We start from the raw sequence: 23,893 nt of genomic DNA on the forward strand, positions 1-23,893 counted from the left end.
GGTGCCCCGGCCGGGCCCCTGCCTCCGCCGCTGCATGATTCATTCATCGAACGTGCACACAGTGGTTGTTTGAATCATCAGCGTCTGCCAGCATGTGTGCGGTCCGCGGCCGCGCGGGCCACCGCATCAGCTGCTGGAGTTCCGCGCACCGCCCGCACCACCCCGCCGATGCCCCACACGCCGGCGTCTCCTGACCGGATCTGAAGCCACCCCTCGTCGTTCAGGCGTACCCAACGATCGGAGTAGGCCATGTCAGAACAGAATCCCCCGTCTTCCGACGCGCCCCGCCCGCTGAACCGCCGCGCCCTGCTGCAGGCCGCGGGACTGGGCGCCGGGGTCCTCGCCGCCGGCGGGCTGGCCGCCGGCCGGGCGTCGGCCGCCGCCCCCTCCGGGGAGTCCGGCGCCGCGTCCGGCACGACGTCCGCAGGCGCGGCCCCGGCCGCGGCCGCCGCGAGCAGCGCCGACCTGCCACTGACCGGCGGGTCCGAGTTCCCGATCGGGCTCTTCTGGCCCCCGCACCCGTTCGAGACCACGCTGGCGCGCTACCAGGAGATCAGCGACGCCGGGTTCACCTTCCTGATCACCGGCAACTACCAGTTCGACGAGCAGAGCGGCGGCTGGGCGCTGAAGATGGCCGACCAGACCGGCCTGAAGGTGCTCATCGCCGGCGACCCGCGGATCGAGGCGATCGCGCACTACATGTCGGTCACCGACGACCGCAGCGTGCCGTCCTCGCTGACCACCGCCGACGCCGCCTCCTGGGTGCAGGCCGCGCTCGGCAGCTACAACGGCCACGCCTCGCTCGCCGGCTTCAACGTCTTCGACGAGCCCGCCCAGTCGCGGTTCCCCACCGTCGGCGCGCTGACCAACATCGTCCGCAACGTCGCCCCGAGCCTGCTGCCGTACTCCAACCTGTGGCCGGGCAACGGCGCGGGCTACGCGGCGTTCGTGCAGGCCTACATCGACACCGTGAAGCCTCCGCTGATCTCCTTCGACCGCTACCCGATCCTCAGCAACGGCATCGACCTCAACTACTTCGACAACTGGGCGATCTTCCGCGACGCGTCGCTGAAGTCCGGGCTGCCGGCGTGGACCTACATCCAGTCGGTGGGCTACAACGGCCACCGCGTGCCGACCGCGTCCCAGCTCGCCTGGCAGGTCAACATCAGCCTGGCGTACGGCTGCAAGGGCATCCAGTACTTCACCTACTGGACGCCCGACCCGGCGCGCGGCGAGGGCTTCACCCAGGCCCTGATGACCGTCGACGGCAAGCGCACCCCGCTGTACGGCGCGGCCAAGCAGCTCAACCGCCACTGGCTGCAGCCGGTCGGCCGCGAACTCAAGCCGCTGGTCTCGGAGTCCGTGCAGCACGCCAACGACACGCCGCTGCCGCCGAGCACCGTCGCCTTCACGCCGGGCGACCACCTCACGTCGGCCACCGGCGACGCCGCGGTCCTCGGCCTGTTCAAGGCCGCACAGGACGACGGGACCCGCTACCTGCTCGTCGCCAACCGCAACCCCGACGCCCCGGCCACCGTGCACCTGGGCACCAACTCCGCGCACGTGGCGAGCGTTTCCCGCTTCGTGCCCGACGACGGCACCTACCGCCCGATCAACCGCCCGGCCACGCTGGACGTCGCGCTCGACCCGGGCGGCGCCGTGCTGTACCGCCTGTCGCCGAGCTGATCCGGCGGCTGGACCCGCGGCCCGACGGCAAGGGGCCCGCGCGCAGGCTGCGCGCGGGCCCCTCGTCCGCTCCGGGCTCCCGGTGTCAGCGGAAGGTGACCGTGATCCCGTTGTGCACGTTGCGCCGAGGCAGCGTCAGGGTCAGCGTGCGGGTCGCCGCGTCGTAGCGGTAGTCGGCCGGGGACAGCTGCTTGGAGTCCGCCGACACCGTGGACGGCGCGTCCGTGCCGACCACCGACACCGTCCACTGGCGCGACTCGACCTGGCCGGAGAAGCCGCCGGCCGCCGAGCCGATCGTCAGCGTGTGCCCGGCCCCGGTCTCCCGGTACCGGATCGCGGTGGTGGCGCTGTGGCCGTGACCGGTCGCCGGCTTGCCGTCGTCCTCGTACAGGCTGGTGGAGCCGTTCGCACCGGCGGCCACCGTCAGGGTGACCTGGGCCAGCGGCGCCTTGTCCTGCGCCGTGACGTTGCCGCTGCGGGTGGGGACGACCGCGCCGGCCCTGACGAACACCGGCATGGTGTCCAGACCCGAGGTGATGGTCTGGGTGGTGCCGCCGGCGTAGGTCCTGCCGGTGAAGTAGTCGGTCCACTGGCTGCCCGGCGGGAACCACACCGAGGTGGTCGCCGAGGTGCCGGGCGTGGTGACCGGGGCCACCAGCATGTCCGGGCCGTAGAAGTACTCGCTGCCGGCGGTGGTGTACGCCTGCGGCTCGTCCGGGTACTCCAGGTACATCGGCCGGGTCACCGGCACGCCGGTGGCGTTGGCCTGCTGCGCCAGCGAGTAGGTGTACGGCACCAGGTTCTCGCGGAGGTTGAGGAACTTGTCCGCGGACGCCCGCGCCGCGGTGCCGTACTGCCACGGCAGCCGGTCGCTGTGGTTGCCGTGCAGCCGGTCGATCGGCTGGAACGTGCCCAGCTGCACCCAGCGCGCGTACAGGTCGTCCGGCAGCTTGTGGGTCTTCTGCGTGCCGCCGCCGGAGGGGTACGTCTCCGCGCCGGTCAGCCCCGTGGCGTCGTTGAAGCCGCCGATGTCGTGGCTGATCGCCGACAGGCCGGTCGCGGCCGCCTCACCGGGCGTGTAGCCGACCTCCATCCTCAGCGTGCCCCAGGTGGACGAGGTGTCCCCGGTGAAGTGGACCGTCGTGCGCTTGTCCGCCCACGGCCCGGTCGGCAGCCCCTGCTGGCCGCTGTAGCCGCCGGCCTGCAGCGAGCCGTACGCCCGGGAGAGGACGAAGCCGCGGCCGACGGTCTTGCCGGCGTCGGTGGCGTACTGCTGGTTGATCCACGCGTCCGGGGTCACGCCCGGCAACGACGACTGGGAGCTGTCGCAGCACCAGTCCAGCCACCAGAAGTCGTTGCCCTGCTGCTCCATGGTCTGGTGCAGGTCCATGTACGCCTTGAGCTGGTCGGGGTCGCCCCAGTCGAAGGTGTAGCAGTCGCTGCCGCAACCGCCCTCCTGCAGCTTGCCCTTGGCCGTGGCCTGCGCCTGCGCGAACTGCGGGTCGGAGGCGACGATGCTCGGGTGGATGTTGAGGGTGTTGTGCAGCCCCTGCGACGCGGCCCAGTCGAAGAACGCCTTCTGGTCGGGGAACTTCGACTGGTCGATCTCCCAACCATCCCACGTGCTGGGTGCCTTGAAGTCCGTGTCGGTGACCAGGACGTCCAGCGGCACCCCTTCGGAGCGGAAGGCCGGCAGGATCGTGTTCTCGTAGTCCGCGGCCGTGCGGTCGAAGTACTCCGAGTACCAGACGCCGTAGGCCCACTCGGGCAGCAGCTCCGCCGGGCCGGTCAGCTTCGACAGGTCCGCCAGGGCCTGCTCGTAGCCGTGGCCGTACCCGAAGAGGTAGCCGTCCTGGTAGGGCGTGCCGCCGTGCGACGGGCGCGCGGTGACCTTGCGGGTCGCCGTGTCGTACAGCGCCGAGGTGGTGTCGTCGAGCAGGTACCAGCCGTCCTTGTACAGCAGGCCCGGGGTGGTCGACGGCGCGCCGTTGTCACCGTTCACGCCGTCCAGGCCGCGCCGGTAGCCGCCGAGCGCCACGTGCGGCTGCGGGGCGGCCGCGCCCGTCGCGGAGACCGCGAGCGTGTCCAGGTTGATGTGGCAGCTCGTGGCGTCCGGGCAGCCGATGGTGACGTCGTCGGCACCCGCGGTCAGCGTCACCGGGACGGACGCGGTCTGCCAGGTGTCCCAGCTGCCCGTCACCGGCAGCGAGAGCGTCCCGGTGGTGCCACCGGCCGAGACGGTCGCCGTGCGGGTCTGGTTGAGGCCGTCCCCGCCCTGGGAGTTGGCGTAGCGCACCTGCAGCGAGTACGTGCCGTCCGCCGGCACGCCCACCAGGTGCGCCGTCACGCTCGACCCCTTGTTGAGCTCGGAGACGAAACCGGTGCCCGCGTAGCCGGCGTGGTCGGTGGCCGCCTTCGCGGAGCCCGTGATGCGCGCGGCCTCGGCCTCGCAACTCACCCCGAACCGGCAGTCGGTGATCGCGGTCGTCGAGGTGGACGGGAAGGCGGCGCCCGGGGTGACCAGGGCGACGCTGTCCACGTTGACGTTCCCGGAGTCCGCGGCGGTCCTGGTCAGCGAGATCGTGTGGTGCCCGGCGGCCAGCTGCACCGAACTCGTCGTCAGGTTCCAGGTGTTCCAGCCGCCGGTGGGCGGCAGGCTCAGCGTCTGGGCCGCGCCGCCGTCCACCGTGAGGGTCAGGGTGCGGGTGGTCGTCTGGCCGTCGCCACCCCTGTCGTTGGCGTAGCGCGTGTCGAACTGGTAGGTGCCGCCGGCCGGGACGTCGACGCTCGCCGACAGTGACGCGCCCGATCCCTGGAAGCCGGCTGCGAAGCCCGCACCGGTGTAGCCGGTGTGGTCGGTGGCGACACTCACCCCGCTCAACGGCAACTGCTCGGCCTCGCACAACGCACCGACGCCGCAGGTGAGTTGCTGCCACGGCGTCGCCGTGACCGGCGTTCCGCCGGCCGTCAGCTGCACCGACAGGTTCTGCGCGGAGAACGGTCCGGACCCCACCCGGTACCGCAGCGTCATGGCGTCCGTGGCGACCGTCAGCCAGCCGTCGGACGTGCTCGTGGTGTAGGAGGGCGGCGTGAAGTCGTCGCGGCCGACCGCGTTGAAGGTCGCCGCGTCGGTGAACGCGCCGTCCTGGGCGTACTCGGTGCGGATGAGCGTCGGGGACAGGACCTGGAAGCGCGCGTCGCCGGAGGTCACCGACGGGATCCGGGCGTGCTGCCCGGCGTCCGGTGCGGCGGCCGACACGTGTCCCGCGCCCCCCAGGGTCATGGCGGCCATGGCGCCCGCGAGGGCCACCCCCGCGACCCGCCGCCGCAGGACCGCTCCCGCGCGCCTGGCTGTACTTCGTCTCACGGACAACTCCGTTTCTGAAAACAGGGCCGGCCCGCGGCCGTGAGCAACTGGTGCCGTGGTGAAGGGACATCGCCCGCGGCCCGCCCGCGATCCTCACAATTTCCATCGTTGTACAAGGTGCCCGTGGCATGACAGCACACCACCAGGCCGGTGTCCATGACTCGGGAGAACAACGTTGTCATCGGATGCCGATGAACGGGCGGATCGGGCCGCGCCCCCCTCACCGAGGCCGCGTCAATTCCGGCCCGAGCGGCGGCTCTTGGAAGGGTCCGGCGGGGGCGGGGGAGGGCAACCCGAGGGCGGGGACGGCCGGTTCCGGCAGGGTGCGGAAGGCCAGCCAGCTGAGCGCGGGCATCGCCACGAGCGGCACCAGCGCGGTCCGCAGGGAGGTCGCGTCGGCGAGCGCGCCGACCAGCGGGCTCGCCAGGCCGCCGATGCTGACGGTCAGGCCGAGGGTGACGCCGCCCGCCGTGCCGACGCGGCTCGGCAGGTAGTCCTGGCCCAGCGTGACCTGCAGCGAGAACGGCACGTAGAGCCCGAGCGAGGCCAGCGCCACGAACGGGTAGACCAGCGGGCCCGGGGCCAGCAGCAGGCCGGCGACCGCTGCGACCGACAGCAGGTACGAGCGGCGGGCGACGGTCACCCGGTCCCAGCGGCCGGCCAGGCTGCCGCCGAGCACGGACCCCACGGCCCCGCCGAGGTACAGCACGAACAGCGCCGCCGTCCCCGCGGCCGTACCGCCGCCCACCCGCTGCCGCACGTAGAGCGCGGCGAACGTGCTCAGTCCCGTGAAAACGATGGAGCGGCAGACCACCGCCAGCGACAGCCTGAGGAACGACCTGACGTCGTCCGCGGGGGCGGCACGGGCATCGGGGTCCTCGGCCGGACCCGGGTCCTGCGCCTTCGCCGGGCCGGCGCCCTCCGCGGCCTCGCGGAGCCGTCGCAGTACGGGCAGGCACAGGGCGGCGCCCGCGAGGGCCGGAAGCGCGAGTAGCGGCGACAGGCGCAGCCCGCCCGCGGCCACGACGGCCGCGACCAGCAGCGGGGCAGCGGCGAACCCGAGGTTGCCGCCCACCGAGAACCAGCCCATCGCGCTGTGGCTCCCCCGGGCGGCCAGCCGGGCCACCCGCGCGGACTCGGGGTGGTAGGCGGCCACCCCGGCGCCCGACACCGCGACGAACGCCAGCGTCAGCGCGTACGAGCCGGTCAGGCCGCTCAGCGCCACGCCGGCCCCGGCCAGCACCGTGCTCAGCGGCAGGATCCACGGCATCGGCCAGCGGTCGGTGAGGGCGCCGAACAGCGGCTGCGCCACCGAGGACACCAGGGACGCGGCGAGCACGATCCCGGAGGCCGCGGCGTACCCGTAGGCGCGCTCGGCGAGGAAGAACGGGACGAGGGCCGCGACCGCCCCCTGGTACACGTCCACGCAGGCGTGGCCGGCGGACAGCAGGACGATGAGCCGCGCGGGCCTGCGCGACTTCGCCGGCGCCGTCGGTGTTCCAGGCGTCCCGGGCGGGCCGGCCGGGCCGTCCTGGCCGGCTGGGCCGGCTGGGCTGGCCGAGGGGTCCGTCCTGGCCGTTGCGGCCGTCCTCGGGTGAGTCGGACTCCCCGGGCTCCTCGGGCTGCGTGACCCCTTCGGGGTCGTCGGTTCCTCGGGCACCCGGCCATCGTCGGCGGCGGGCGGGCTGTCGCGCTTTCGATAAACTGCCAGGTGATGCCGCATTTCCGCCAGGACGACAGGAACGACAGGAACGGCCGGGGCGAGCGGGACGAACCCGGCCGGCCCGCCGGGCACGTCCGCCACCAGCCGCAGGCGCCCACCCGCGCCCAGCACCTGGCGCCGGGCGCGGCCATCGACGCGCACCACCACGACGACCACCAGATCGTCCACGCGAGCCGCGGCGTCGTGGGCGTGACGACCCGCGCGGGCACCTGGATCGCCCCGGCCAACCGGGCGATCTGGGTCCCGGCCGGCACCGTGCACGCCCACCAGGCCCATGGCGCGGTCGAGTTGCACACCGTCGGGCTGCCCGCGCGGGCCAACCCGCTCGGTCTGCCCGGGCCCGCGGTGCTCAGCGTCGCACCGCTGCTGCGCGAGCTGATCCTCGCCTACACCCGCGACCCCGAGGACGGCAGCCCGGAACGCGCCCGGGTGCGGGCCGTCCTGCTCGACCAGTTGCGGGTCTCGCCGCAGCAGCCGCTGCACCTGCCGACGCCCACCGCACCCCAACTCCGCGCGGTGTGTGCACTGTTGCGCACCGACCCGGCCGACACCCGCACCCTGGCCGCGCTGGGGCGGGAGGTCGGCGCGAGCGACCGTACGCTGTCCCGCCTGTTCCGCTCCGACCTCGGTATGACGTTCCCGCAGTGGCGCACCCAACTGCGGCTCCACCACGCCCTGGTGCTGCTCGCCGAGGGGACGCCCGTGACCGCCGTCGCGCACCGGTGCGGATGGTCGTCGGCGAGCGCTTTCATCGAGGTGTTCCGACGCGCCTTCGGCTACACGCCGGGCAGCGGCGCGGGCGGCGCCCCGGGGCCCCGCTGACGCCTCCCGCCCCGCGCCGCTCACCGTTCCCGCCCGGCCCAGCTGATCGTTCCCGGCCCGCTCCCCGCGCTCCTGGTGACGACCCCCGCGGCCCGTGCGGCAACCCGCCGCCCAGCCGGCCCGGCGGCCCCTTTGACCAGGGGCGATGCTCTCGCCCGGCCGTCGTCCGCGCGCGCCGGGCGGCCCCCTGTGCTGTACTGGCCGGGTGGATCGCAAGCACCCGCTGGCGGGCCTGACGCACGCCCGGCGGACCGGCGCGGCGGCCCCCGACGACGAGCGCGACCGGCGGGCCGCGCTGACCCGTGAACGGGTGCGGCTGATGATCGACATCACCGCGCGGGCGGGGGAGTACCGCAGGGGCCTGGTGGCGGCGGCGAACCGGCTCAGCCCCGAGGAGGCCGTCATCCTCTCGGACCTGGAGCAGCACGGGCTGCAGGTCCCGCAGCTGCACGACGTGCTGTGCGGCGGCCATGTGCTGGTCGACGACCCCGCCCTGTACGACAGTTGGGACTTCCCCGGGGTCAGCAGGCAGCGGCTGTCCAGCCACCACCGCGACATCGACAAGAAGCGCTTCCCCGACATCGGGATGCACGGGCACGTGGTGCGGGAGAAGCTGCACGGCCGCACCGTTCAGGGCACCTGGGTCCAACTGGAGAAGACCCCGGCGGCGTTCGGCTCGCGCAAGCTGCCCGGGCCCGACGACTTCCGGCACCTGTGGGACTACGTCGTCTACCGGGTCACCCGCAGCAACGTCGGCCCCTGGGGCCTGTCGCGGATGACCGAGCGGCGCCCGATGTACCTGGCGCCGGTGCTGGACGTGCCCACCTCGCTGACGCCGCCGGTGGCCCGCGCGCTGACCGCCGCGCTGCGCCGCATCGAGGAGGACGACGACACGACCGCCGTCTCCCAGGACCTGGCCGCCCGCTTCCCGCCGCCCGACCGGCAGGACCTGGCGGGCGAGTTGGGGCAGGCACTGACCCGGCACGGCGGGCGCGGGCTGTTCGGCAACTCCGAGGTGTGGGTGACGGAGACGCCGTCGCGGATCGCCGCCGACGTGCTCGGGGCGGCCCGCCGGCCGCCCGGGATCGAGTCCTGGCCGCAGCGGACGGGAGACCGTGATGAGTGACGAGCAACCGGCGAACGGGCCCGCGTCCCCCGGCGGGCCCGGGTCGTCGAGCCCCGGCGAGGCGACGCTGCCCTCAGGACTGGTGTCCGCGGTGGTGAACCTGGTCAACACCGGGCCGGTACTGCTCGGTGCGTACACCATCGCCGAACTCATCGCCGTGGACGCGATCGTGGACTTCCTGGAGGCCCGGCCGTCCGACGAGGTGCTGGCCGAGGCGGTCCGCTCGCTGGCCGCCCGCGAGCTGCTGCTCGCCGGCTCCACCAGCGACCAGGTGCAGGTGCGCGGCGACCTCGGCATCGCCGTGGCGTTCCAGCAGCGGGCCCGCATGGTGCTGGACGCGCGCGCCACCGGCACGGGGGAGGGCGAGCCCTGGCGGATCCTGCTGCTCCCGCAGCCGGAGCGGATCTGCATGATCGTCCGCATCGACGCGCTGGGCGTCCACCAGATCGGCCTCTACACCTTCGACAACGCCCTGCAGATGCTGCTCGACTGGCTGCCCAAGGGGTCGGCCGCGGAGGGCGGCCGCGAGGTGGACGCCGACGCGCTGCTGTCCGGTTCCGAGCGGTCCGCCCTGGTCACCGTGACGCAGTACACCGCGGAGGGCTCGGCGGAGATCGCCGGCGAGAGCACCGACCTGGTCGTGGTCCGCCACGACGGCCGCCTCCATCTCCTCAACCGCGACCCGCAGTCCCCCGAACGCCTGGTCCGCACCGGAGAGCAGGGGCGCGACGGCGCCCGCAACCGCATCACCGAACTCCTCTCCAAGGCCCCGGCGGCCTGACCGCCCCCGGCGGGGTGCGGCCTCCTCCGCGGGTCGCGCACCGCCGGTCTCAGGGGGCATTTTCCCTGCCCGGTCGCTCAGCAGGCGGCTGCGGGCGCGCAGGGCTTCTCCAGGAGCGTGAACGACTTGGGTGTGCCGCCTGGCTGCGGCTTGCCCGCCTTGTGGCCGACGACCCGGTAACCGGCTTTGAGGTAGTAGGCGTTGAGGCGCGCGTTGCCGGCCAGGCAGTCCAGGCGCACGAACGCCCGCCCCGCCGCCGCTGTGCGGCGCTCCGCGGCGCGCAGCAGAAGCCGCCCCGTCCCGGGCTCGGCGCTGCCGCGATCCACCATCAGCCGGTGCACATAACCGGCCACCGGCGGCTGGGGTCCCCAGGCGTCCTCGTCGTCCCACCACAGCTCCCAAGCCCCGGCCACGCGTCCGTCGGCCTCGGCCAGCCAGACCTCAGCGCTCGCCATGGCCTTCCGGAAGTGGTCCTCGCCCAACTGGCCCGGCTGCCACTGGCCGGTGACGCCCCGGGCGAGCATCCAGCGGGCGGCGTCGTCCCGCAGCCGAACAAGAGTGGCGAGGTCAGCGCCATTGGCGCGACGGAAGTGCAGTGCGTTCACGCCGCGATCCTCGCACCGGGCGACGTGTCGGGCCGTCGACGGGTGCGGTTCCGTGGACACGCCCCTGCGCGCATGAACCTGCCTCCGCTCATCAGGCCCCTGGGAACCGATCGTCCGGGGAACCGGGAGGCGCTCTACCGGCGGACCGCCGAGAGCAGTCCGCCGGGCCGCTCCTCGCGCCGCGCCGGGGTGCTGATCGGGCGGCCGTAGGCGGCGGCGCGCTCGCGCAGGGTGTGGCTGGCGGCCTCCCAGCCGTGCCCGGCCAGCCAGCCCACCGGGTCGTCGGGCATCTCCGAGACCCACATGGACGCCGCCGATCCCGGCACGGCGTCCGCGCCGAAGCGCTCGATCACGCCGCGCGAGCCCAACGTCAGCCCCATCCGGCTGCCTGCCGCCGACCGCGCGCCGATCCGGGCCAGCAGCAGTTCCACCGCGTCCTCGGGCAGGTAGATCAGCAGTCCTTCGGCGATCCACACGGTCGGCTCCGCCGGGTCGTGCCCCGCGGCGGCCAGCGCGCCCGGCCAGTCCTCCCGCAGATCCGCCGCGACGGTGATCCGCTCGCAGCGTGCGACGGCCCGCTCCCGGCGCAGCACCGAAGCCTTGAAGTCCAGCGGGGCGGCGGTGTCGACCTCGAACAGCCGGGTGCCCTCGGGCCAGTCCATCCGGAAGGCCCGGCTGTCCATGCCGGCGCCGAGCAGCACGACCTGCCGGACCCCGGACGTGGAGGCCTCCCGCAACAGGTCGTCGAGGAACTTCGTCCTGATGACGATGGAGAACGCCACGGCCAGCCGGCGGCGTCGCGCGCCCTCGTCATCGGGCAGCGGCGGCGACGACGGCCACAGGCCGCCGGCGGTGGCGAACGCCTGTGCCAGCGGGTCGCGGAACAGCGCGTTCTCCCGCTCGGTCTCCAGCGCCCGCACCCTGGCCACCCCCACCGCCGTGGCCCACACGCCCGACGGCTGCACCGGCTCCCGCTCATCAGTCACCGCGCCAGCCTAGATCAGCGAGTCCAAGGGGCCTGATGAGCCCGGTTCATCTCGCGGCCGGCGTGCCACGCGCCCTGCCCGCCTGCGGCCACTCAGCCCTGGCAGGCCGCGGTCGTCAACCGGCCGTAGCAGCCCGGGATCCGCGGGCGCGCCGGTCCCTTGTCCGCCGGCTGCGTCAGCCCTGTGCGGAGGGGTGGAGCTTCGCGAAGAACGCGCGGATGTCGTCGACGAGGAGGGCGGGTTGTTCCATGGCGGCGAAATGGCCGCCGCGGTCGTGTTCCGTCCATTGGACGATGGTGTTGGTGCGCTCCGCGATGTGGCGCAGCGGGATGAAGTTGTCGCGGGGGAAGACGGCCAGTGCGGTCGGGGTGGTCGACGGTTCGGGAGGGGCGCCCCAGTAGGCAGCGTGGGCGCGCTCGTAGTAGAGGCGGGCGGACGACCCGGCGGTGCCGGTCAGCCAGTACAGCATCACGTTGGTGAGCAGCCGGTCGCGGTCGACGGCGTCCTCCGGAACGTTCTCGGAGTCGGTCCACTCCTTGAACTTCTCGACGATCCAGGCCAGTTGCCCGACCGGGGAGTCCGTCAGGCCGTACGACAGCGTCTGCGGCCGCGTCGCCTGGATGTCCGCGTAGCCCTGCCGGTCCCGGCTCCACGCCTGGAAGTGCTTCCACGAGTCCAGGGTCCGTTGGCGCTCGCGCGGAGGGAGGGCGGCCAGCTCCTGCGGGCCGGGCTCCTCGGCCTGGAAGGAGTTCGGGAGAAGGTTGAGATGGACGCCGAGCACGTTCTCCGGCCGGGTCCGGCCGAGTTCCCGCGAAATCGCCGCCCCCCAGTCGCCGCCCTGGACGGCGTAGCGCCCGTAGCCCAGCCGGGCCATCAGCACGGCGAACGCGGAGGACACGCGGGTGAACTCCCAGCCCGTCTGCCGCGTGGGCCCGGACAGGCCGAACCCCGGAATGCTCGGCAGCACGAGGTGGAAGGCCGCGGCCCGAGGGGCGCCGTGTGCGGCCGGGTCGGTCAACGGGCCGATCACGTCGGCGAACTCCACGATCGAGCCGGGCCAGCCGTGCGTCATCAGCAGCGGCACCGCGTGCGGCTCCGGCGACCGGATGTGCGCGAAATGGACGCGCTCCCCGTCGATCGTGGTGGTGAACTGCGGCCACCGGTTCAGCTCACTCTCCGCGGCCCGCCAGTCGTACGAGTGCAGCCAGTAGTCCGCGAGGTCCCTGAGGTAGCCGCGCGGCACGCCGTAGTCCCACCCCACGTCCGGCAGTTCGTCGGGCCAGCGGGTCCGTCTGAGGCGGTCGTGGAGGTCGTCCAGGTCGCTTTGCGGCACCGAGAGGCGGAAAGGGCGCAGGGTTTCGTCGGAGGTCGTCGTCATCCGGCGGATGCTACGTCCGCGCGCTGCCGCGCCCAACCGCATATCCAACCGGGGGCGCCCCGCCCCCCGGGCACCCCTGCCCGGAGGGCGTGCCTCACTGGCGGCCGCCGAACTGCCAGTTGTGGACCTCGACATCGGCGTAGACGTCGGCGGTCAGGACGGCGCGGGCGGTGGCGGGGTCGGGGGCCCGGAGCAGGACCGCGGTGCCCAGCCATGCGGTGCCGTCGTCGGACAGCAGCGGGCCGTACGCGATCAACTCATCGCGCTTCGCGGGAGGTTCGAGGTCGGCGCCGGGGCCCTCGCCGAGCCCGAGGACCAGGTACCGGTTGCCGCCGGTCCGGCCGCCGGGGAAGTCCCACATGGTGCGCCCCAGCAGGTTCCGCCAGCGCCGCACCATCACGTCCCGGTAGGCGCCGGCCTGGTAGCACGGCTCCTCGAACGCGAACGTCCGCGCCGCCTCCGGTCCCGCCAGGTCCACGATGTGCACGCTGCCCGTGGGCAGTTCGCCGTCGTCCGTGAGGGTCGGCCCGCGCGCGATCATCCCGTCCGCGAACCCGTCCATGTAGGACCAGTGCTCCTCGAGCAGCGCGTCGCGCAGGCCCACGGACCCCACCCGATCGCGGTGGTAGCAGAAGAACTCCATGCCGTACCTCTACCACCACCCCCCGCCCCCGGTCGCCCGGGTTTCCCCACCCCTCCGGCGCCCGACCGGGGCACCCGGGCCCGACAGCGTGGCGCGGTTCTGCGAGCGGCAGGTGCCCAGAGGACGACCGGCGGGGCGACTCGCCGTCGAAAATCCGCTTGCGGGTCCCGGCCGTGGGGGTCAATGTCCCCGGAGACCCGAGGAAGGCAGAGACGATGACCGCGCAGAACCACCCCGTCGACCAGGAACTCGTGCAGGCCGCGGAGGAGGTGGCCCGCACCCGGTGCCGGGGGGACAACCACACCGTGGCCGCCGCGGCCCGGGCCCGCGACGGCCGGATCATCACCGGGGTGAACGCCTACCACTTCACCGGGGGCCCCTGCGCCGAGCTGGTGGTCATCGGCACGGCGGCCGCCCAGGGCGCCTACGAGCTGGACACGATGGTCGCCGTGGGGGACCGCGACCGGGGCGTCATCCCTCCCTGCGGCCGCTGCCGCCAGGCACTGCTCGACTACTTCCCCACCCTCCACGTCATCGTCGGGCAGGGCGACCGCGTCCGGTCCGTTCCCGTCGCCGAGCTGCTGCCCGAGTCCTACGTCTGGGGCGACCACCAACTCGACGCCGAATAGCGCCGGTTTGCCGCCTCCTGGCGGCGTGACGCGGCGTCCTCCGGCCCGACGGGCTGCGGGTCGGGCCGTGACCCGCAACGATGGGGGCCAGTTGACCATGCGTCACCGGTGTCACTCCCGTGCGGAACCGCCCGTGAAGGGCGGGCGTCCCTCCTTCGAGACGCGGGCGGAAGCTGTGCCGGCGGGCCGCGTGGGCGACGGATCCACGTGGTCCTAACGGGACTTCGACGGGCGGGAGGCAGGGCGGGCATGGAACCGACGGGAGGCGGCACCCCGGGGCCGGACGTGTCAGGGGCGAACGAGCCGGCTGAGCCAGGCACGGTCCCCTACGGCGCGCCTCCCCACGGCGTGAGTCCGAGCCCCTACGGCGCGCCTCCCCGCGGCGTGAGTCCGAGCCCCTACGGCGCGCCTCCCCGCGGCGTGAGTCCGAGCCCCTACGGCCCGCCCCCTTCGGCAGCCGGTACCTACGGCCCGCCTCCCCCGGGCGCGGGCACCCCCGGCGCGGCCCCGGCACCGACGCCTGCCGCGGTCCCCGCACCGGCCCCGGCCCCGGCCCCTGTCCCGGTCACCGTGCCTCTCCCCGCCGCGGAAGAACCCACCGTCGTGCTGCCCGCCGTCATCGGGCCGTACGTCGTGATGCGGCCGCTGGGCGGCGGCGGGATGGGGGAGGTGGCGCTGTGCCGGAGCACGGCCGGGCGGCTGGTGGCGGTCAAGCAGGTGCGCGAGGAGTACGCGGACGATCCGGCGTTCCGCAGCCGCTTCCGGCGCGAGGTCGCGGCGGCCCGCAGGGTGAGCGGCGTGTACACCGTGCCCGTGCTGGACGCCGATCCGGAGGCGGCGCGGCCCTGGGTGGCCACCACCTACGTGCCGGGGCCGACGCTCGACCAGGCGATGCGGGTGTGCGGGTCGTTCCAGGAGCCGGCGCTGCGCGCGCTCGGCACCGCCCTGGCCGAGGCGCTTCAGGCGGTGCACGCCGCGGGCGTCGTCCACCGCGACCTGAAGCCCGGGAACGTGCTGCTGGCCGCCGACGGCCCGCGCCTCATCGACTTCGGGATCAGCAAGGCCCTGGACGAGACCCGGATCACCAGCACGGGCATGGTGATCGGCTCGCCGGCGTTCATGGCCCCCGAGCAGATCACCTCGCTGCACGACGTCGGCCCGGCCGGCGACGTCTTCGCGCTCGGCTGCGTCCTGGTGTACGCGGGCTGCGGCGAGGGGCCGTTCGGGACGGGTGACGACGGCGTGCTGCACCGCGTGGTGACCGCGGAGCCGGACCTGTCGGGCGTGCCCGAGTCCCTGCACCCGCTGCTGCTGCGCTGCCTGGACAAGACGCCGTCGAGGCGCCCGACGCCCGAGCAGGTGCTGGCGGAACTGGCACCCGCCGACCCGGCGGACCTGCTGGTTCCCGCGCTGCGCGAGGACCTGGCCGAACGCGCCCGCGACGCCGAGCACATGGCGGTGGCGCCGCCGCCTCCGGGCCGCGGCCCCGCCGGTCCGGCCGTCAAGCGGCCCCTGATCGGCCGGCGGGCGGCGCTGATCGGCGGGCTGGTGCTGGCCGGCGGCCTCGGGGCGGGCGGCGCCGTGCTGGCGCTCAGGAAGGGCGGCGGCGGCACGTCCGGTGCGTCCGGCACGCCGGGCAAGGGCAACGGCACCCCACTGGGCTCGAAGGCCCACACCCTCCAACTCACCTCGCCACCGCTGCCGTTGTGGACGGCGCGGACAGGCACCGGGTCGGTCGCGCCGGACCTGCGGGCCTACGGGGACGTGGTGGTGCTGCGCGACACCGCGTACAGCGCCGCCTACGACACCGCGACGGGCAGGCTCCGCTGGGAGCACGGGACGCGGCCGGACGGGCAACTCGTGGGCGGTGGCGAACCGCTCGGACCCACCGCGGTCCTGCTCGGCATGACCGACGGCAACGTGGTGTTCTACCGCTCGGTCACCGACCGGTCGTTCAGCCTGAAGTACGTCGTGGAGGACGTGGACCCGGCCACCGCCCGCACCCGCACCACGGCCACCCTTCCGTCCATCTCGACCATGCCGGCCGGCCTGCTCGCCGACCACGGCGACCGCACCTACGTCCTCGTCAACACCGTCCAGTTGGGGGCGGGCAAGACCACCGGGGGGATCACCGGCGGGATCAAGTCCGGGGAGTCGGTCGCCGCCATCGACATGAGCCGGGCGAAGGGCGGCGGGACGATCCGCTGGCAGCGGCCCGTCGTCCCCAACTCCCTCTCCACGCTGCGTTATGCGGCCGACTCCCACGGCTTCTACTACACCGAGGACACCGACTCCGGCCTGGTGGTGCACGCCCTGGACGCGGACAGCGGCAAGGAGCGCTGGTCCGTGCGGGTGCCGGCCGATCCCGACAGCCATCTGCCGGCGTACATGCAGGCGGGCGGCGGGGAGTTGACGTCCAGCCTGGCGGTGGGCGACGACCTGCTCGTCACCGTGAGCCTCAAGGGCGGCATGACCGCGTACGACGCGGTGACCGGCAAGCGGCGCTGGGCGGTGTCGATGACCGCGGCGGCGGACCTGGTGGTGGTCGGCGGGATGATCCTCACCCACGACAACAGCCACGTCACCGCCGTCGAGTTGAGCACCGGAACCGTCAAGTGGCAGGTGGAGAGCCCCATCCAGCTGTCCGCGTACAGCATGCTGGGCCGCACCATGGCCGCGTCGGACCAGGTGACGGCGGTCCTGTTCAGCCCCTTGTCGGTCAGCACGGAGGGCGTGTCGATGACCGGTGGCACGTCCGGGTGCCTGGTGCTGCGGACCTCCGACGGGCAGCAACTGTGGTCGCTGCGGCAGAAACCGGGCACGCCCGCCACGGGGAGCGGCGCCGCCTCGCCCTCGCCCTCCATCGGCGGCGGCAGCACCACGGCCGTGCTGGACCAGCGGGGGGTGGCCGTGCACGGCAGCACGGTGGTCGTCAGCGGTGCGGGCAAGGTCGCCGCCTACCCGGCGGGCACCAAGTGACGGTCCCGCAGCCGCCCGCGGACCCGCGGCTGCCCGCAGGCCCGCCGCAGGACACCGGCGGGACCCAGGTCCCGGCGACCGTCGGCCCGTACCGGGTGGTGCGGCTGCTCGGCTCCGGCGGCATGGGCCGGGTCTACCTGGCGACGACGCGCGCGGGAAGAGCCGTCGCGGTGAAGGTGGTCAGGGACGCCTACGCCCAGGACCCGCACTTCCGGGACCGGTTCCGCGCCGAGGCGGAGGCCGCGCGCAGCGTCAGCGGCGCCTACACGGCGCCGGTGCTGGACGCCGACCCGGACGCCGCGCGGCCCTGGCTCGCCACCGCCTACCTGGCCGCGCCCTCGCTCACCGACGCCGTCGCCGACCACGGGCCGATGCCCGAGGACACCGTCCGCGCGCTGGCGGCCGGCCTCGCCGAGGCGCTGGCCGCGATCCACGCGGCGGGCCTGGTGCACCGCGACCTCAAGCCCTCCAACATCCTGCTGGCCGACGACGGGCCGCGCGTCATCGACTTCGGCATCGCCCGCGCCGTGGACGGCGCGGCCCTCACCGGCACCGGGCAGATCATCGGCACGGCCGGCTACATGCCGCCCGAGCAGGTGTCCGGGCGCACCTGCACGGCCGCGGGCGACGTCTTCTCGCTCGGCGCCACCCTGGTGTTCGCCGCGACCGGCCGCGGCCCGTTCGGCTCGACCGGGATGCACGTCCTGATGTACCGCACCCTTCACGAGGACCCCGACCTCGAAGGCGTCCCGCCCGGTCTGCACGACGCGCTCGGTGCGTGCCTGGCCAAGGACGCCTGGCAGCGCCCCGCGGTGCCGCAGCTGCCCGCGCTGTTCGGCGCGCCGGCGCTGCCGGGCGCGGGCTGGCTGCCCGACCCCGTCGAGCGGGAGCTGAACCGCCGCGCCGAGAAGGTGCGCGAGGAGCTCGCGGGGGTCCGCGTCCGCCGGTTCGGGCGGCGCCAGGTGCTGGCCGCCGCGGGCGGCGGCCTGGCGGCCACCGCCCTCACCGGCTGGTACCTCGCCGACGCCCGCGGTGGCCGCGGCGGCCGGGACCACCCGAAGCCGCCGCGGGTCGCGTGGCGCCGCCGCGTCCCGCAGGGCTTTCCCCGGGTGTGGACGGCGGGCCGCGGGCGGCTGGTGCTCACCGCCGCGGCGGGCGGCGGCGCGGCCGCCCTCGACCCGGCCTCGGGCGCCGCGGTGTGGCAGAGCAAGCCGTACGGCGCGGCCGCGTCGGCGACGGACGGGCGCACCGTCTACGACGTCGAGCTCGACGGGTTCGTGCACGCACGCGACCTCGCCACCGGCCGCGAACGCTGGCGGTTCGCCCCGCCGGACGACCCGAACCCGGAGGCGCAGGACCTCTCCGTGCAGGCCGGCAGCGGCGGTTGGGTGTACGTGACCTCCACGCTGACCGGCACGCTGTACGGCGTCGACGCCGCAGGCAAGGCCCGCTGGCACCGCGAGGCGCAGCGGGTCGACGTCCACCCGCGGGGCGGCGTCGTGCTGTGCGTGGCCCGGGCGGGCGCCACCGACGACCGGCGCAGCGTCAGCGGCCTCGACGCGCGTACCGGCGCGCAGCTGTGGCGCTACCAGGCGGACGTCCTCGGCGTGGGCGACGCACCGGGCGACCGGATCGCCGTCGCCATGCAGTACGACACCGCCGAGCTGGCGGGGCTGCGGCTGACCGACGGGCGCGCGCTGTGGACGGTGCCCAGCGGGCTCGACCCCGGGGACCAGATCACCGACGCCACGCTTGCCACCTTCTCGGAGGTCAGCGCCGACGGACGCACCGTGGTCGTCCGGCTCAGCCTGGCCGACGGCGCGTTCGCCGGGCTGGACGCCGCCACCGGCCGCACGCTGTGGCGGGCGCGGCCGCGAGAGATCCAGCAACTCGCGCCCTACGGCGACACGTTGTTCACCTCCGCCGCGCCGCCGGTCGGCACGGACATCACCGCCGGACGCGGGCCGCTCACGGCGTACCGCCTGCGGGACGGGCGCGAGCTGTGGCACACCCCGTCCATCGCCGGCCTGGCTCAGGTCCTCGGCGTCCAGGCCGGGCTCGTCCTCCTCGGCGTCACCTCCGCAGCCGGGTCCGTCCTCACCGCCTACGCCCTGTCCGACGGCCGCCCGATCTGGACGCTGCCGCTCGACGCCCCCGTCTCGGCGGCCCTCTGGTCCTCCACGACGTCGGGCGCGCGCACCTATGTGAGCAACGGTTCCGCCGTCGTGGCCCTGGAGTTCGCTTGACCTGACCCGACGTGACCTGCCCGGGGCGGCGCGCACTTGCCCGCTCTACTGGTTACCCACTAAGGTGGGTAACCAGTAGAGCGAGGGAGGCGTCATGTCATTCCTGGACGACGGCGGGCCGATCTTCGCCCAGATCGCCGACGAGCTGGCCAACCAGATCGCCGACGGCACCGTGGGCGAGGGGGAACGGGTCGCGTCCACCAACGAGCTCGCGGCCTTCTACCGGGTCAATCCCGCGACCGCCGCGCGCAGCCTCACCGTGCTCTTCGACGAGGGGCTGGTGGAGAAGCGGCGGGGCGTCGGCATGTTCGTCGCGAAGGGCGCGCGGGAGCGGCTGGTGCAGGCCCGCCGGCGCCGTTTCGCCGACCGCTACGTGCGGCCGCTGGCGGTCGAGGCGGCACGGCTGGGGATCGGGCCGGAGGAGCTGCTCGGGCTGGTGCGCGAGGAACTCGCCTCCGTCGAGGTGACGGTGGGGGGAGAGGGATGACGCCGGCGATCTCCGTGACCGGGCTCGGCCGGCGCTACCGCGGCCACGAGGCGCTGGCCGGCGTCACCTTCGACATCGGCACCCCGTGCATCGCCGGGCTGGTCGGGCGCAACGGCGCCGGGAAGACGACGCTGCTGCGCATCCTGGGCGGCCAGGAGTTCGCCACCTCCGGCCGGGTACGGGTGCTCGGGGCGGAACCGCTGGAGAACGACGCGGTGCTGCGCCGGATCATCCTGGTCCGGGAGGACCAGACGTATCCCGACCTGAAGGTGCGGCACGCGATCGCGGCGGCGTCGCTCATGTACCCGAACTGGGACGCCGATCTGGCCGCTACGCTGACCGACGCGTACGAACTGCCGCCGTCCCGGCCGATCAAGAAGCTGTCGCGCGGCATGCGGACCGCGCTGGGCATCACCGTCGGCCTGGCCGCCCGCGCCGAGATCACCCTGTTCGACGAGCCCTACGCGGGCCTGGACGCGGTCGCCCGCACCCTCTTCTACGACCAGCTGCTGGCCGACTACGCGGCCCACCCGCGGTGCATCGTGCTCTCCACCCACCTCGTCGACGAGGCCGCCGAACTCCTCGACCGCATCGTCGTCATCGACCGCGGCCGGCTGGTCCTGGACGCGGCCACCGACGACCTGCGCGGCACCGCCACCACCGTCACCGGACCGGCGCGCGGCGTGGAGCGGTTCATCGCCGGCCGCACCACGCTCAGCACCCGCACGCTGGGCATGAGCACCCGGGCGGTGATGGTCGGCCGGCTCGACTCCCGCGACCGCGAACTCGCCGAGCACCTGCGGCTGCGCCTGGAGGGGCTCACCCTCCAGCAGCTCGCGGTCCACGCGGCCGAGCACCACGACCCGTCCGCCCGCACCGCAGCGGAGGCATCCTGATGCGCGCCACCCCGATCGGGAACGTCGTCCGCTACCTGCTCATCGACCGCGTGACGTTCCTTCTCCTGCCCTGGGCCTGGGCGGCCTTCGGCTTCGTCCTCGACGTGGTGGTCCTGCAACTCACCCCGGCCGGCCACTCCGACCGCCGCTGGGTCGGCGGGCTGGCCGCGGCGTTCCTCGTCGTGTTCGTCCTCGGCGTGCAGTCCGTCGCCAACGCCCTGCCGTTCGCCCTCAGCATCGGGGTCAGCCGGCGCACCTACTTCCTCGGCGTCACCACGCTGGCCCTCGCGCTGGCCGTGTGCTTCGGGCTCGTCGTCACCGTCGGCGGGGGCATCGAGAGCGCCACCGGCGGCTGGGGCATGCACATGGCCTACTTCCGCGTCCCCTACCTCCTGGACGGCCCCTGGTACCGGTCGTGGCTCACCGCGGCGACCCTGTTCGTCCTGCTCTTCGTCTACGGCATGTGGTACGGGCTGATCCACCGCCGCTCCGGGCTGCCCGGCACCATGGTCTTCGGCGCGGCGCAGCTCGGTGTGCTGGCCCTCGCCGCGGTGATCGTGACGGGGCTGCACGGCTGGAACCGCGTCGGCCACTTCTGCGCCGCCGTCACCGCCCTCGGCCTCACCGGCATCCTCGCCGCTGCCGGCGCGGTCATGCTCGCCGGCGGCTTCGCCACCCTGCGCCGGCTGACCGTCTGAGGCGGCCTCATACCTCCGGCCCCGATCAGGGCCGGGGCGAAGCCCGCTCGGGTGCCGGGGGAGGGGTCGGCACCCGGGCGGGCTTCTTCACGAAGGGGCAGGGCCCTTCAGCTCAGGAGGCGGGATACCGGGGGACGATCTCGGAGATCGCGGGCGCCGGGCTGCCCGACGTCCACAGCAGCCGGACCGCCGTGGCCGCCCAGCCGTGGGCGGTCAGGTCGGTGACCGGACCGCCCAGCCCGCCGATGGTGCGCCACGCGCCGCCGACCTCGATCTGGACGGTAGCGTCCGCGGTTCCGGCGCCCGGCTGCAGGATCACCAGGGAGTCCAGCGGCTTGCCCGACGGCAGCGTGACGGTGAGCGCCTCGCCGGACGCGGGCACGGCCGCCGCGCGGTAGGCGGTGTCGAGGTCGCCGTCGGCCGCGGCGGCCAGCGACGAGCCGGACGCCGGCGCGGGTCCGCCCGAGGCGGCCGGCCCGGAGGTGGGCCCGACGGCGAAGTCCCGGACGACGACCCAGTTCCCCTGGGTCGCGGTGGCACGCAGCCGCACGTAGCGGGCGGTGGCCCCGGCCGGTGCGGTGGCCTGGATCTCCGGGGTGTCGGTGAAGTCACCGAGCGAGTGCCAGGCCGTCCCGTCGGCGGAGTACTCCAGCGTGGCGTGGTGGAGGTAGTCGTCGGGCCGGTCGGCCTTGGACATCAGGACGTCCACGGTGCTGATCGGGCGTACCGCGCCGAGGTCCACCCCCACGGTGTCGCCGACCGCCGGGGTGCCGTCCGACCAGAAGAACGTGTCGGGGGAGGCGTCGACGTAGTTCGCGGGGACGTTCGTCTGGTAGGTGCCGAGCGAGGTCACGGCGGTGGGACGCACAGTGGTCACGCCGAGGGTGGCCGCGTACCGGTTCATCGCCGTGCTGACGAACGTGTCCATGACCCCGTCGCCCACCACGACGTTGTGCGACGAGGCCGACGTGACCAGCGCGGCCAGTTGCTGGCGGTCGGCCCACGCGGCGGCGGCGTGACCGGCGTTCTGCTGGCCGAGCATGTCCAGGGCGGTGACCATGGCGCGTCCCCAGTCCTGGGCCGCGTCCAGCCACGGCCCGGCGTCGGCCAGGAACCCGTCCTGCTGGGGCAGTCGGGCGCGCAGTACGGCGGGAGCGTCGGCCACCGCGGTCAGCCGGGGGCGCAGGTCGCGGACGGCCCGCTGCGGGTCGCTGCTCCACCGCGTCCAGAACTCCTTGAGGGCGGCGGCGAGTTCCGGCGCCTGCGTGCTGTCGAGCCGGGAGGCGCGGTTGAGGTCGGCGAAGGCGCGCAGCGCGGCGGTGGTGCGCGCGTCGCCGCCGGCCTGCTCGCTCAGCGCGGCCGTCCACGACTGCCCGGGGTCGTACGCGGCGGAGTTCCAGAGGTAGTCCGCCACCGTGGACAGGGCGATCTTCGACGCGTACGGCTCGATCATCGGATTGGCCGTCAGACCGGCGATCTGCCCGGTCAGGTCCGCGTCGCGGCCGGTGTAGGGAGCCAGCAGCAGGCGCTGGGTGACGTAGTCGTTGACCGGGTAGTTGTCCCAGACCAGGATCTTGTGGCCGTAGACCTGCTGCGCGCTCTGCGCCTGCGCGGTGGTGATGGTCGGCACGACCACGCCCACGCCGGTCCACTCCACCAGGACGCTCGGGTCCAACTGCCCGGCGATGGCCGCCTTGTAGGGGCTGGCGCTGGTGTTGCTGTACTCGGTGGGCACCATCTCCAGTGGCCGAGCTCCGGGGTGCGTGGCGATGAACCCCTGCTGCACCTCGTTGAGCAGGTACGCCTGCGCGGCGCCCGCGGCGCCGCCGCCGGTGCCCCACTTCGCCTTGTCGGCGGCGCAGTTCCAGGTGGTGTAGCTGATGTCGTCCAGCGGAACCGCGAAGGTGCGCACCCCGATGTCCCACAGCGACTGGAACTTCGCGATCAGCGCCTGGGCGTCGGCCTGCGAGCTGTAGCAGACGGAAAGGCCGGGCGAGACGGCGTAGGTGAAGTCGACATGGTCGGCTGTGGCACGGTTCACCAGCTGCTGGATGGCGGCGAGCTTGTCCGCGGGGTACGGGTCCCGCCACTGCGCGCGCAGATACGGGTCGTCCTTGGGGGAGTACACGTAGGTGTTCATCTTGTGCCGGGCGTAGAAGTCGAACTGGTCCAGCCGGGCCTGGTCCGACCACGGTGTGCCGTAGAAGCCCTCGATCACCCCGCGCAGCGGGGACGCCGGCCAGTCCCGCACGGCGAACCCGGTGACGGTGTGGCGGGGCGCGGCGCCGGTCGGCTCCAGCACCTGGCGGAGCGTCTGCGCCGCGTAGAAGGTGCCCGTGGCGTCGGCGCCGGCCAGGACGATGCGCTGCCGGCCGGCGCCCAGTTCGTAGCCCTCGGCGGGCAGGCCGTCGGTCCCGGGCAGGCCGAGGTCGGCGAGCCGCGCGTTCTGGTCGGCGCCGCCGACGTACACGGTCAGCTCGCCGGGATGGGCGGGAGCGTCGGCCCGGACGATGGTGTGCGCCCCGGCGGCCTGCAGCGCACTCCGTGTGACCTCCAGAGCCGAGGCGTCGGCGGACGCACCGGCCACGAGGGTCACCTGCGGGGTGACGACCACCCGGTCGGAACGCACGGTGAGCGACTGGGGAGTCGGGAGGATCTGCGGTGCGGTGGGGGCGTCCGTGCTGCCGGCGCTGGCGCTGGCCAGCGCGGCGGAACCACCGAGCAGCGCGGCGCCGAGCGCGAGGGTGAGGCCGGCGGCGAAGGTCCGGTGCCTGGTCCGGGCGGGGCCGGAGTCGTACGTCTGATGCATGGGCTGTCCTCCTGGCAAGGCTGCGGAGCGAG

At 74.1% G+C, this 23,893-nt stretch carries 17 protein-coding genes; 10 read left to right on the forward strand and 7 right to left on the reverse strand.

The features are described from left to right. The first annotated feature begins 249 nt into the window (after positions 1-249). Positions 250-1,686 carry a hypothetical protein gene (locus ACH4TG_RS33090; protein WP_398246320.1) on the forward strand — a complete coding sequence of 479 codons (1,437 nt, stop codon included), beginning with the start codon at positions 250-252 and terminating at the stop codon, positions 1,684-1,686. Between the two features lie 85 nt (positions 1,687-1,771). On the opposite strand, the gene ACH4TG_RS33095 is transcribed toward ACH4TG_RS33090, so the two are convergent. Then, the gene (locus ACH4TG_RS33095; RefSeq protein WP_398246402.1) at positions 1,772-4,969 is read right to left on the reverse strand and encodes a TIM-barrel domain-containing protein; all 3,198 of its coding nucleotides are present in this window, start codon (positions 4,967-4,969) and stop codon (positions 1,772-1,774) included. 304 nt (positions 4,970-5,273) lie between these two features. Further along, on the reverse strand, positions 5,274-6,479 hold the full coding sequence (locus tag ACH4TG_RS33100; RefSeq protein WP_398246321.1) for an MFS transporter: 1,206 nt from the start codon (positions 6,477-6,479) through the stop codon (positions 5,274-5,276). 288 nt (positions 6,480-6,767) lie between these two features. Between ACH4TG_RS33100 and ACH4TG_RS33105 the strand changes: the two genes are divergently transcribed. The 3 genes from ACH4TG_RS33105 (at position 6,768) to ACH4TG_RS33115 (ending at position 9,505) form a co-directional block, all read left to right on the forward strand. Further along, positions 6,768-7,598 carry an AraC family transcriptional regulator gene (locus ACH4TG_RS33105; protein WP_398246322.1) on the forward strand — a complete coding sequence of 277 codons (831 nt, stop codon included), beginning with the start codon at positions 6,768-6,770 and terminating at the stop codon, positions 7,596-7,598. 205 nt (positions 7,599-7,803) lie between these two features. Continuing rightward, complete coding sequence (locus ACH4TG_RS33110; RefSeq protein ID WP_398246323.1) at positions 7,804-8,724, forward strand: hypothetical protein; 921 nt, start codon at positions 7,804-7,806, stop codon at positions 8,722-8,724. Next, positions 8,717-9,505: a hypothetical protein gene (locus ACH4TG_RS33115; RefSeq protein WP_398246324.1), complete on the forward strand. Its 789-nt coding sequence runs from the start codon at positions 8,717-8,719 to the stop codon at positions 9,503-9,505. The genes ACH4TG_RS33110 and ACH4TG_RS33115 overlap by 8 nt, the downstream gene beginning before the upstream one ends. A gap of 77 nt (positions 9,506-9,582) precedes the next feature. Here the strand turns inward: ACH4TG_RS33115 and ACH4TG_RS33120 are convergent, their stop codons facing one another. From ACH4TG_RS33120 to ACH4TG_RS33135, 4 genes are all read right to left on the reverse strand, one after another. Then, positions 9,583-10,110 (reverse strand): GNAT family N-acetyltransferase, encoded by a 528-nt coding sequence (locus ACH4TG_RS33120; RefSeq protein WP_398246325.1) that lies wholly within the window; start codon positions 10,108-10,110, stop codon positions 9,583-9,585. Positions 10,111-10,244: 134 nt separating this feature from the next. Further along, positions 10,245-11,060 carry a class I SAM-dependent methyltransferase gene (locus tag ACH4TG_RS33125; RefSeq protein WP_398246403.1) on the reverse strand — a complete coding sequence of 272 codons (816 nt, stop codon included), beginning with the start codon at positions 11,058-11,060 and terminating at the stop codon, positions 10,245-10,247. A gap of 211 nt (positions 11,061-11,271) precedes the next feature. Further along, positions 11,272-12,474 (reverse strand): epoxide hydrolase family protein, encoded by a 1,203-nt coding sequence (locus ACH4TG_RS33130; protein WP_398246326.1) that lies wholly within the window; start codon positions 12,472-12,474, stop codon positions 11,272-11,274. Positions 12,475-12,568: 94 nt separating this feature from the next. After that, positions 12,569-13,117 (reverse strand): YciI family protein, encoded by a 549-nt coding sequence (locus ACH4TG_RS33135; RefSeq protein WP_398246327.1) that lies wholly within the window; start codon positions 13,115-13,117, stop codon positions 12,569-12,571. A 215-nt stretch (positions 13,118-13,332) separates the two neighbouring features. Here ACH4TG_RS33135 and ACH4TG_RS33140 point away from each other — a divergent pair, with 215 nt between their 5' ends. The 6 genes from ACH4TG_RS33140 to ACH4TG_RS33165 all read left to right on the forward strand — a co-directional run bounded on the left by ACH4TG_RS33140 (position 13,333) and on the right by ACH4TG_RS33165 (position 21,052). Then, positions 13,333-13,746 carry a cytidine deaminase gene (locus ACH4TG_RS33140; RefSeq protein ID WP_398246328.1) on the forward strand — a complete coding sequence of 138 codons (414 nt, stop codon included), beginning with the start codon at positions 13,333-13,335 and terminating at the stop codon, positions 13,744-13,746. A 249-nt stretch (positions 13,747-13,995) separates the two neighbouring features. Then, the gene (locus tag ACH4TG_RS33145) at positions 13,996-16,725 is read left to right on the forward strand and encodes a PQQ-binding-like beta-propeller repeat protein (protein ID WP_398246329.1); all 2,730 of its coding nucleotides are present in this window, start codon (positions 13,996-13,998) and stop codon (positions 16,723-16,725) included. Next, a complete protein-coding gene (locus ACH4TG_RS33150; RefSeq protein WP_398246330.1) occupies positions 16,722-18,971 on the forward strand; it encodes a PQQ-binding-like beta-propeller repeat protein in 2,250 nt (749 codons plus the stop codon). The genes ACH4TG_RS33145 and ACH4TG_RS33150 overlap by 4 nt, the downstream gene beginning before the upstream one ends. A 94-nt stretch (positions 18,972-19,065) precedes the next feature. Next, a complete protein-coding gene (locus tag ACH4TG_RS33155) occupies positions 19,066-19,458 on the forward strand; it encodes a GntR family transcriptional regulator (protein WP_398246331.1) in 393 nt (130 codons plus the stop codon). Further along, positions 19,455-20,354: an ABC transporter ATP-binding protein gene (locus ACH4TG_RS33160; protein WP_398246332.1), complete on the forward strand. Its 900-nt coding sequence runs from the start codon at positions 19,455-19,457 to the stop codon at positions 20,352-20,354. Before ACH4TG_RS33155 ends, ACH4TG_RS33160 begins: the two co-directional genes overlap by 4 nt. Beyond that, entirely contained in the window at positions 20,354-21,052 is a 699-nt protein-coding gene (locus ACH4TG_RS33165) for a hypothetical protein (RefSeq protein ID WP_398246333.1), read from the forward strand. The genes ACH4TG_RS33160 and ACH4TG_RS33165 overlap by 1 nt, the downstream gene beginning before the upstream one ends. A 112-nt stretch (positions 21,053-21,164) precedes the next feature. On the opposite strand, the gene ACH4TG_RS33170 is transcribed toward ACH4TG_RS33165, so the two are convergent. Further along, positions 21,165-23,861 (reverse strand): beta-N-acetylglucosaminidase domain-containing protein, encoded by a 2,697-nt coding sequence (locus ACH4TG_RS33170; RefSeq protein WP_398246334.1) that lies wholly within the window; start codon positions 23,859-23,861, stop codon positions 21,165-21,167. Positions 23,862-23,893 lie beyond the last annotated feature (32 nt).

It is taken from the genome of Streptomyces sp. NPDC020917, assembly GCF_044333795.1.
Lineage (GTDB): Bacteria > Actinomycetota > Actinomycetes > Streptomycetales > Streptomycetaceae > Actinacidiphila.

Coding starts and splice junctions, on each gene's coding strand:
- ACH4TG_RS33155 (WP_398246331.1), top strand. CDS start 19,066: ATGTCATTCCTGGACGACGGCGGGCCGATCTTCGCCCAGATCGCCGAC.
- ACH4TG_RS33135 (WP_398246327.1), bottom strand. CDS start 13,117: ATGGAGTTCTTCTGCTACCACCGCGATCGGGTGGGGTCCGTGGGCCTG.
- ACH4TG_RS33170 (WP_398246334.1), bottom strand. CDS start 23,861: ATGCATCAGACGTACGACTCCGGCCCCGCCCGGACCAGGCACCGGACC.
- ACH4TG_RS33090 (WP_398246320.1), top strand. CDS start 250: ATGTCAGAACAGAATCCCCCGTCTTCCGACGCGCCCCGCCCGCTGAAC.
- ACH4TG_RS33130 (WP_398246326.1), bottom strand. CDS start 12,474: ATGACGACGACCTCCGACGAAACCCTGCGCCCTTTCCGCCTCTCGGTG.
- ACH4TG_RS33140 (WP_398246328.1), top strand. CDS start 13,333: ATGACCGCGCAGAACCACCCCGTCGACCAGGAACTCGTGCAGGCCGCG.
- ACH4TG_RS33160 (WP_398246332.1), top strand. CDS start 19,455: ATGACGCCGGCGATCTCCGTGACCGGGCTCGGCCGGCGCTACCGCGGC.
- ACH4TG_RS33105 (WP_398246322.1), top strand. CDS start 6,768: ATGCCGCATTTCCGCCAGGACGACAGGAACGACAGGAACGGCCGGGGC.
- ACH4TG_RS33145 (WP_398246329.1), top strand. CDS start 13,996: ATGGAACCGACGGGAGGCGGCACCCCGGGGCCGGACGTGTCAGGGGCG.
- ACH4TG_RS33095 (WP_398246402.1), bottom strand. CDS start 4,969: ATGACCCTGGGGGGCGCGGGACACGTGTCGGCCGCCGCACCGGACGCC.
- ACH4TG_RS33115 (WP_398246324.1), top strand. CDS start 8,717: ATGAGTGACGAGCAACCGGCGAACGGGCCCGCGTCCCCCGGCGGGCCC.
- ACH4TG_RS33165 (WP_398246333.1), top strand. CDS start 20,354: ATGCGCGCCACCCCGATCGGGAACGTCGTCCGCTACCTGCTCATCGAC.